Origin of the sequence: Aquimarina agarilytica ZC1 (genome assembly GCF_000255455.1) — a bacterium.
GTDB lineage: Bacteria > Bacteroidota > Bacteroidia > Flavobacteriales > Flavobacteriaceae > Aquimarina > Aquimarina agarilytica.
The window spans coordinates 17,568-26,511 of the sequence record NZ_JH621288.1; the positions used below are offsets into that span (position 1 = coordinate 17,568).

7 protein-coding genes are annotated in these 8,944 nt (G+C 34.1%); 2 read left to right on the plus strand and 5 right to left on the minus strand.

Features of this window, described 5'->3' with window-relative positions:
* Together KQA_RS19165 and guaA are read right to left on the minus strand one after the other, a co-directional pair.
* On the minus strand, positions 1-529 hold a 529-nt coding region (locus KQA_RS19165), incomplete at its 3' end, for a LysM peptidoglycan-binding domain-containing protein (RefSeq protein ID WP_010182590.1).
* Between the two features lie 373 nt (positions 530-902).
* A complete protein-coding gene (guaA, locus tag KQA_RS0216210) occupies positions 903-2,435 on the minus strand; it encodes a glutamine-hydrolyzing GMP synthase (protein WP_010182591.1) in 1,533 nt (510 codons plus the stop codon).
* Between the two features lie 158 nt (positions 2,436-2,593).
* Here guaA and KQA_RS0216215 point away from each other — a divergent pair, with 158 nt between their 5' ends.
* Positions 2,594-3,127 carry a pyridoxamine 5'-phosphate oxidase family protein gene (locus tag KQA_RS0216215; RefSeq protein ID WP_010182592.1) on the plus strand — a complete coding sequence of 178 codons (534 nt, stop codon included), beginning with the start codon at positions 2,594-2,596 and terminating at the stop codon, positions 3,125-3,127.
* Between the two features lie 24 nt (positions 3,128-3,151).
* Here KQA_RS0216215 and KQA_RS0216220 read toward each other — a convergent pair whose 3' ends face one another.
* The 3 genes from KQA_RS0216220 to rimO all read right to left on the minus strand — a co-directional run bounded on the left by KQA_RS0216220 (position 3,152) and on the right by rimO (position 7,402).
* The gene (locus KQA_RS0216220; RefSeq protein ID WP_010182593.1) at positions 3,152-4,192 is read right to left on the minus strand and encodes a ThuA domain-containing protein; all 1,041 of its coding nucleotides are present in this window, start codon (positions 4,190-4,192) and stop codon (positions 3,152-3,154) included.
* Between the two features lie 176 nt (positions 4,193-4,368).
* Complete coding sequence (gene bshC, locus KQA_RS0216225; protein WP_010182594.1) at positions 4,369-5,985, minus strand: bacillithiol biosynthesis cysteine-adding enzyme BshC; 1,617 nt, start codon at positions 5,983-5,985, stop codon at positions 4,369-4,371.
* A 115-nt stretch (positions 5,986-6,100) separates the two neighbouring features.
* A complete protein-coding gene (gene rimO / locus KQA_RS0216230) occupies positions 6,101-7,402 on the minus strand; it encodes a 30S ribosomal protein S12 methylthiotransferase RimO (RefSeq protein WP_010182596.1) in 1,302 nt (433 codons plus the stop codon).
* Positions 7,403-7,708: 306 nt separating this feature from the next.
* Here rimO and KQA_RS0216235 point away from each other — a divergent pair, with 306 nt between their 5' ends.
* Positions 7,709-8,731, plus strand: a complete 1,023-nt coding sequence (locus tag KQA_RS0216235) for a family 16 glycosylhydrolase (protein ID WP_040396471.1) — start codon at positions 7,709-7,711, stop codon at positions 8,729-8,731.
* The last annotated feature ends 213 nt before the right edge of the window (positions 8,732-8,944 follow it).

Below are 8,944 nucleotides of genomic sequence, written 5' to 3' on the forward strand. Positions count from 1 at the left end.
TGCCATAACGGGTGTCCTTTGGCTGAACCGTATAGATTTTTGTTTTTTTAGCGCTCTTTTCCGCTACCACATCACTAGATCGGTCTTTTTTACTCCCCCCTAACTTGCGTACTACTTTATTAGTTTTTGGAGCCGGCTGTGGTATTTTAAGTATATCACCTCTTCGAAGCGGATCCTCTTCTAAAAACGAATTATACTTTTTTATTTCATCAACTCCTACTTTATATTTTCTGGCAATACTATACAGAGTTTCCTTTTTTTTAGTCTTATGCTTCTCAAAAACAACTCCTTCAACGTAGGTTTCAGGAGGAGTTACCACATTAGGAAGTACTATAAAAGTATCTGGCTGGATACCTTGTTTTGCCATAGGATTTAAATTATAAATCGCCTCTGGAGTAGTCCCATAAAGTTTGGCTATCGAGTATACATCCTCGCCTTTTTCAACTTTGTGTTGCTTAAAATTAAACTGAGCTTGAGCAAGTTGAACACAACTAAACAAAGCTACAATTAGCATCCAAATGTTTTTCATACACTTATAATTTGTAAAACAATATACACTTTAATAATGAACTCGTCTTTATTTTTTTATTGTAGCAAAATTATCTTTTTACCTCAACATAAAATATCTGACAAACTAAATCCAAAATACCCCATAGAAAATCTATTCCGTATCGAAACCGATGTAAAATCAAATGTTTCACAACACTTTTTAATTTAACAATAGCAGTGCTATACTAAAATTAAAAAATACTCGATACTACTGAGCATTCAATACTCATAACAAAATTCTCTATAGCCTAACCCAGGTTAAACTATAAAATTAGTGCGCTGAATTCATTATTATTTAATTAATAAGAACCAACGCACTAATCTTTTACTATTTTAAAAATAATCTATTTTTTTTATTCCCATTCAATAGTTGCTGGTGGTTTTGAGCTTATATCATATACAACTCTATTCACCCCTTTTACTCTATTAATTATTGCGTTTGATGTTTTTTGCAAAAACTCATAAGGTAAATTTACCCAATCCGCAGTCATTCCATCGGTACTTTCGACAGCACGTAAGGCTACACACTTTTCATACGTACGTTCATCACCCATTACTCCTACACTATTTACAGGAAGTAAAATAGCTCCAGCTTGCCATACTCGATCATATAATCCTTCTTCTTTCAATCCATTAATAAAAATAGCATCTACTTCTTGTAAAATAGCTACTTTTTCGGCTGTAATATCACCTAGGATACGAATAGCCAACCCTGGACCTGGAAAAGGATGACGACCTAATAATTCTGGGTCTATCCCTAGTGATGCACCTACTCTACGCACCTCATCTTTAAACAATGCACGTAAAGGCTCGACTACTTTTAGCTTCATATAATCGGGTAACCCCCCTACATTATGATGCGATTTTATAGTTGCCGAAGGTCCTCCAGTTGCCGAAACAGATTCAATAACATCCGGATAAATAGTTCCTTGAGCTAACCATTTAGCATCATCAATTAATTTTGATTCATCGTCAAAAACATCAACAAAAGCTTTCCCTATAATTTTTCGCTTACGCTCGGGATCACTCTCGCCAGCTAAAGCATCCAAAAAGCGTGCCGAAGCATCCACTCCTTTTACATTTAAGCCCATTCCATGATACTGCTTTAACACACTATCAAATTCATTTTTACGAAGCAATCCATTATTTACAAATATACATTGTAAATGACTCCCTATAGCTTTGTGTAATAGTACTGCTGCTACAGTAGAATCTACACCTCCACTTAATCCTAAAATTACTTTTTCGGATCCAATTTTTTCTTTAAGCTCTGCTACAGTCGTTTCAACAAAAGAGTTTGGTGTCCACTCTTGGGCTACTTCTGCTATTTTTACTAAAAAGTTTTCTAACAATTGTTTCCCATCTGTAGAGTGATATACTTCGGGATGAAATTGAATCGCAAAAGTTTGTTCACCTTCTATTTTATATGCTGCATTTTCAACATCATGTGTACTGGCTAATCGTACTCCACCTGCTGGTAATGCTTTAATGGTATCACTATGACTCATCCATACTTGCGAGCCTTCATTTATTCCTTCAAAAAACACTTCTTCGTCTTTCACATAAGATAAATTAGCTCTACCATACTCACGTGTATTGGATGGAGCTACCTCTCCTCCATGGAAGTGAGCTAAATATTGAGCCCCATAACACACTCCTAAAAGTGGTTTTTTTCCTCGTATTTCTGAAAGATCTACATGTGGCGCTTGATCACTACGCACCGAAGATGGTGACCCTGAAAGTATGACTGCCTTAAAATCTGATAAATTTGCTGGCACCTTATTAAAAGGGTGAATTTCACAATAAATATTGAGTTCTCTAACTCTGCGCGCAATTAACTGAGTGTATTGCGAACCAAAATCTAGGATAAGGACATTATTTTGCATGGGCAAAAATACTATTTAATTGAAACCTGTAAAATAGTGTATGCAAAAATTAATTCAACTTGTTATAAACATATGCTTCATTAATGAATTTTCATATATTAAGCGAATTAAATGCATTACCTTAGAATATTGTTTTAAAAGTCTAACTTTACACTAATATGCCTTCACAACTTTTAACTCATATTTTTCAAGATTTACAGATTGGAATTAAAACTCGCAATCACCCATACAGGTATGCTAGCTTGGCAAGCATTTCCCAAAATACGCCAACGCAACGCATGGTTGTAGTTAGAGAAATTGAAGAAAATACCATCACGATTTACACGGACAGTCGCACTAAAAAAGTTACTGACTTTACACAAAATGCCAACGCATCCTTATTATTCTATAATTACGAACAAATGAAACAAATACAACTTAGAGGTACTGTTTCAATTGACAAAGGTGCCGATCCTAATCTATGGAATACGATTTCGGAAAAGGCGCAAAGAGATTATACCACTCATTTGGCTCCAGGTAGCCAGATTGATCACCCAAAAAAAGTAGCTTACCAAAAAGAACATATTCATTTTTGTAAACTACTTTTCACATTTACTGCTATAGATTATTTAGAAATTAAACAACCGCATCACATTAGAGCTTGCTATTTACTAGAAAACAACCACTGGGAAGGTAATTTTATAGTACCGTAACCCAATACCTGATCTCTAAAAATACTATTCCTTTAAAATACGCTGTGGCGGAATGGCCGCATTTGAATATTTTACAAAATAAATACCCGCAGGGTAACTAGAAAAGTCTATAGTGCTTTCAGAAATACTCAATGCTTGTGACATTAATTTTTTTCCTTCTAAATCAAATATTTCAACATGTAAATCATATGTTAAATCGCTATTTAGTCCATTTATGGTTAATAGATTAGTCACAGGATTTGGTGAGGCATACACCTTTTCTTCAGCCATTTTTTCACCAAAACTAGGAACATCTAAAACAGCTTCAGTAAAATTTCCCGCCCACTTTATTCCTTCTTCAACATGTTTTATAAAAGTGGTGTTGGTTTTATAATCATCCCCATTATGACCTAGGGCTGTATAAAATGAACGCCCTCCTTCAAATTCCTTAAACCAAGAAACAGGTCGCGACTCATCATAATCATTTTGCATTCCATTTGGGCCTGTTGTTTCCCTAACCACTAATAAATTTTTATTCCCTGGAAATAATTGTCCTCCATTATTTTTCCAATAATAATATTCTTCAGACTTATTCCATTCACCTTCAATAAAATCAACCGATGGATGATCTTTATTAGCCTCCACTACATCCAACACATTAGGATGATTATTGTTGGTATGGTTAGGATTTACTTGAATAATTCCACCTACCAAATCATTATAAAAAGGCCAAGACCTATCACGATAAGTATCTGTAGCTGCATGTATCCCTACAAAACCACCTCCAGCTTTTATATAATTTTCAAATGCGGTTTGCTGCTCCGAATTCAAAAGCCCATTACCACTGGTATTACACCAAACAACAACTTTATAATTTGCTAAATTTGATGCGTTAAATTCACTAGCATCAGTTGTATTATCTGTAGTCCAAATGCCATTAGCTATCCCTAAATCTTCGATCATTTCAATACCTTCTGGAATAGACTCATGTCTAAACCCTTCCGTTTTATGAAAAACCAATACTTTATTTTGAGAAATAACCAATTGACAGCACACCATAAAAATGGCTAACAAATGTATTTTCATTACGATTAATTTTAAGAGTTATGTAGAATTTCAAAAAATAAGAGCATCGTTTTAAGTTAGACTTAGTTAAATGATAACGATATATTATCATTTATATTTCTTAAGTAACTATTAACAATCGAAATACAAAAACTACAAATGAATTGTGAAATACGAGTCTTTTAACTCCCAATTAATTATAAGTAAATAAGAGAAAATCCTTGCCCTAAAGGATCTAACTTTTCCTTTAGACTTGGAATTAAATCAGCTCCATAGGCTAAATAAAACTCTGAAAAATTAGACTTACGTTCTTGTAAACTTTGATGCGGAAATAACTCATTATGTATCGAAGTCAATCGAGACACATGATCTGATAATTTTAGGCGTTGCGCTTTTAGTAAACGCTTCTCTAACACATCTAAACCTTTTAATTGCTTGACTTGTTGCGCTTTTACTGCCCCTAAAAAACTTTTATCTGTTTGAGATGCTATTTCCTCCAATCCTTTAAATTGAACTTTTAATTCCTTTTTTTGTTCCGAAAAATCAATAGGAATATCAGATACTTGTCGCACCTTATAATTAATTAATTCTGCAGATTTCATAAAGAGCTCTTGCGGTGACACAGAAAGTTTTTCTAATTTTTGTTGCTGCTTTTTAGAAATTAACAAGGCAGAATTACGCAACAATACTATAGGAAAAGGTACGCTAAAAGACTTAAAACTTTCTTTTAGCTGAAACCAATAGGCTAGCTCTCCTCCCCCTCCTATGTAGCACAAATTAGGCAATATAACCTCTTGATATACGGGTCGCATTAATGCATTTGGACTAAAATGCTCTGGTTTTGTTTCTAATTCCTGAAGTATTGCAGACAATGAAGGCCATGTAAACTTAAAATCAACAGTTGAAAAAGAGGCTTTCTCTAATTGCACTATACGCTCTCGATAGCCTTTTACTCCATAAAATAAATTAATCTCTCGCGGAGTCACTTGTGCTTTATAGCCTTGATTTTTTAACTGTTCTGTTGTTTTAGTAACTTCAGCGAAAGCGCTATTCTTTTCCAGCTCCTGAGTAACCACTGGCTTAAAAAGTGATTTTAATGCGGTATCATTCCCATCAACAATTACTAAACCATAAGCTCCAAATAGTTCATTAACAATATACCTTGTTGCATCGGTTAAATTATCATGCGCCAAATAACCTTTTTCAAATAATTGCTTTAAGTACTCGGCATTTTTGCCTCCCCCAAGTTCATTTTTCAATACTTCAAAAACGGCTTTTAAGCCATTGGTATCATAATCTCCTACATATCCATTCGCATTATTTAAACCTTCGGCTTTATTCCAAGCGATTTTTTTTCCGTGAAGCGTGAAGTAATTAATTTCCAAAAAGTCATGATCTTCCGATGCCATCCAATACACCGGCACAAAATCATAGCTTCCGTAAGTTTCTTTTAACTGCTCTGTAAGATTTATTGTAGAAATAATTTTATACAAAAAGTATAATGGTCCTGTAAATAAATTTAATTGATGCCCTGTAGTAACCGTAAAGGTCGTTTCATTTAACAGTAAATTTATATTATTTTGGGATGGTTCAGTTACAGCAATATCCTGGTATTGCTTTGTTAAACTTTCCACCAACACTTGCCTATTCGTATTGGAAAAAGACTGTTTTTTTTCAAGAATCTGATCTTTAAAACTGTCTAAACTAGGAAAACGTTTATAAAATGGTGCTAATTTTTCTTTTTGATCTAAATAATCACATATTAGTGAAGAAAAATATCCTGTCTCTTTAAACGAAATACAGTCTGAAGGCATAATTACTATTTTGGAATACTGTCGAAATTACGAAATTAGAATTACGAATCACGCCGTTTTTTTCCAAAAAACAACTATTATCACAAGCTTAACAAATCATCCTACTATTCCCCGTTTACACTGGCGCTGCAAACAAATCAAAATCCGCAGCATCATAAACTTTTACATTTACGTATTCCCCTGTTTTTAAATAATGCTTTGCGGCATCTATTAAGACTTCATTATCCACATCCGGCGAATCAAATTCCGTACGACCAATAAAATGTTCTCCCTCCTTGCGATCAATGACACATTTGAATGTTTTGCCTATTTTTTCTTGGTTTAACTCCCATGAAATTTGCGATTGAATATCCATAATCTCATTAACACGAGCAATTTTTACATCCTCTGGCACATCATCCTCTAAATTAAACGCATGTGTATTTTCTTCATGACTATAAGTAAAACAGCCTAAACGCTCAAAACGCATTTCCTTAACCCAATCACGAAGAGTTTCAAAATCCTCCTGTGTTTCGCCCGGATAACCTACAATAAGTGTTGTTCGTATAGCCATTTCTGGAACTGCCGCTCTAAACTCCTTTAAAAGCTTGGTAGTTTTCGCTTTAGTTGTCCCCCTACGCATTGATTTTAAAATAGGATCCGCTATATGTTGTAACGGAATATCAATATAATTACAAATTTTAGGTTCATTTTTCATTACCTCCAATACTTCCATTGGAAAACCTGTTGGAAAAGCATAATGCAAACGAATCCACTCTATACCTTCAACCTTAACAAAGGCGCGAAGTAAATCGGCCAAACGACGTTCTTTATACAAATCAAGACCGTAATAAGTCAAGTCTTGTGCTATTAACACTAATTCTTTAACACCACTAGCTGCTAGCTTTTCTGCCTCTATTACCAAATCCTCAATAGGAGTTGATTTGTGTTTCCCTCTCATAATAGGAATAGCACAAAATGAACATGGACGATCACATCCTTCGGCTATTTTTAAATAGGCATAATTTTTAGGCGTTGTTGTTAAACGCTCACCTATTAACTCATGCTTATAATCAGCTTCTAACACTTTTAGTAATTGTGGCAACTCTGTAGTACCAAAATATTGATCCACATCTGGAATTTCCTTTTGCAAATCTGGCTTGTAGCGTTCCGAAAGGCACCCAGTCACATAAACTTTATCCACATCACCTTCTTCCTTTTTTTGAACATATTCCAATATGGTATTTATAGATTCCTCTTTGGCATTTGCTATAAAACCACAGGTATTTATCACAACAATATTCCCTTCTTCTTCATGTACCACCTCTTTATTATTCGCTTTTAACTGCCCCATTAATACTTCGGAGTCATACACGTTTTTTGAACATCCTAATGTTACTACATTAATCTTATTCTTTTTCAGGGATTTTGTTCTCATAATTGCTTTGTAAAAAGTGGTGCAAATTTACGGTTTTTATTAGCATTAACTTCTATTTTTCAAATCATATAAATAGTTAACTCAAAAAAGCCTCAATAATCCTTAAATTATCGAAGCTTTTTTGAGTTTTTCAACTTCCCATTAAACTGCTTTTTCTTTGTACAGGATTTCTTCTTTCCTAAATCATTATTCCCCTAAAATTTAACGACCTCCTTTTGACTTAAAATTCTCACGAAAGTGCCCCCTATTTTAAACAATAAAAAAAGTGAAAGCTTGTTTTCAAATACAACTCACAAAACTAACACAATGAAAAAATTAATTGGGACATTACTACTATCCACTGCTTACTTTTATGCAGTTCAAGCACAAAATAAACCTTACAAAGCCGCGGAAATTTACACTAAATCTCAATATCAATACGGTAAAATGGAAATTAGAATGCTAGCTGCCAAAGGAAGTGGCATTATTTCTAACTTTTTCACCTTTAAAAATGGCTCCGAAAAGCCCGATACTTTTTGGGAAGAAATAGATATTGAAGTGTTTGGAAAAGATAATTCTAGCGCATGGCAATCTAACCTAATTAGTGGACAGGGAAATTCGAACTTGACACGAATAGAAGGAATTCACAGCAAAAGTGGCTTAGCCGATAATTACCACACCTACGCTATTGAATGGAAACCTGGATCTGTTACTTGGAAAGTGAATAATGAGGTTGTTAGAGAAAAAATAGGTGGACAAGCTAATGAACTTGATGATCCTGCCTCCTTACGATTTAACATTTGGAATCCCAATATACCAGAATGGGTGGGTAGTTTTAACGAAAACATTCTACCAGTACATATGTTTGTCAACTGGATTAAATTTTACGATTGGGATGGCGCTCAATTTTCTTCTTCTCCTACATGGGAAGATAATTTCACTAATTTCGACACTAATTTTTGGATAAAAGCCAATCACACTTTTAACGAAAATCAGTCTGATTTTATTCCTCAGAATGCCACTGTTAAAAATGGCTATTTAGTATTATCAATTACAAAAGAAACGCAAACAGGTTATAACGGATCACCTCCTATTGACACTGATGAAAGCACGCTTTCTACTACTGATTTTACAGCTAAGCACCCTGTAAGCATCCAGCTTGATAACGAGCAGAAGAAAATAAAAATCTTAGGACTATCCAAAAAGGATAATTCCGCGTACTCCATACATAGCATTGATGGAAAAAAAATACTTTCGGGTAAAGAAAAAACTATTGACCTGAATAATTTATCTGCTGGAGTTTACATTTTTATTATCAACGATACCTCTAAAAAATTTATTATTAAATAAACCACCATGGACTGAAAGTACCCTATTTTCGGTTATGACTGAAAGCCACCATCTTTTTATACATCCATTTTTGCTCTTAGCTATTAGCAATAGAAAATAAATATATAAAAAGTCAAGAGCTAAAAGCTAACTGCCAATAGCTCTTTGTTATATTTTTAGGCGCATTCAGAATACTCAAAACCCTTGTAAATACGAGGGTTTTGTCGTAAATTA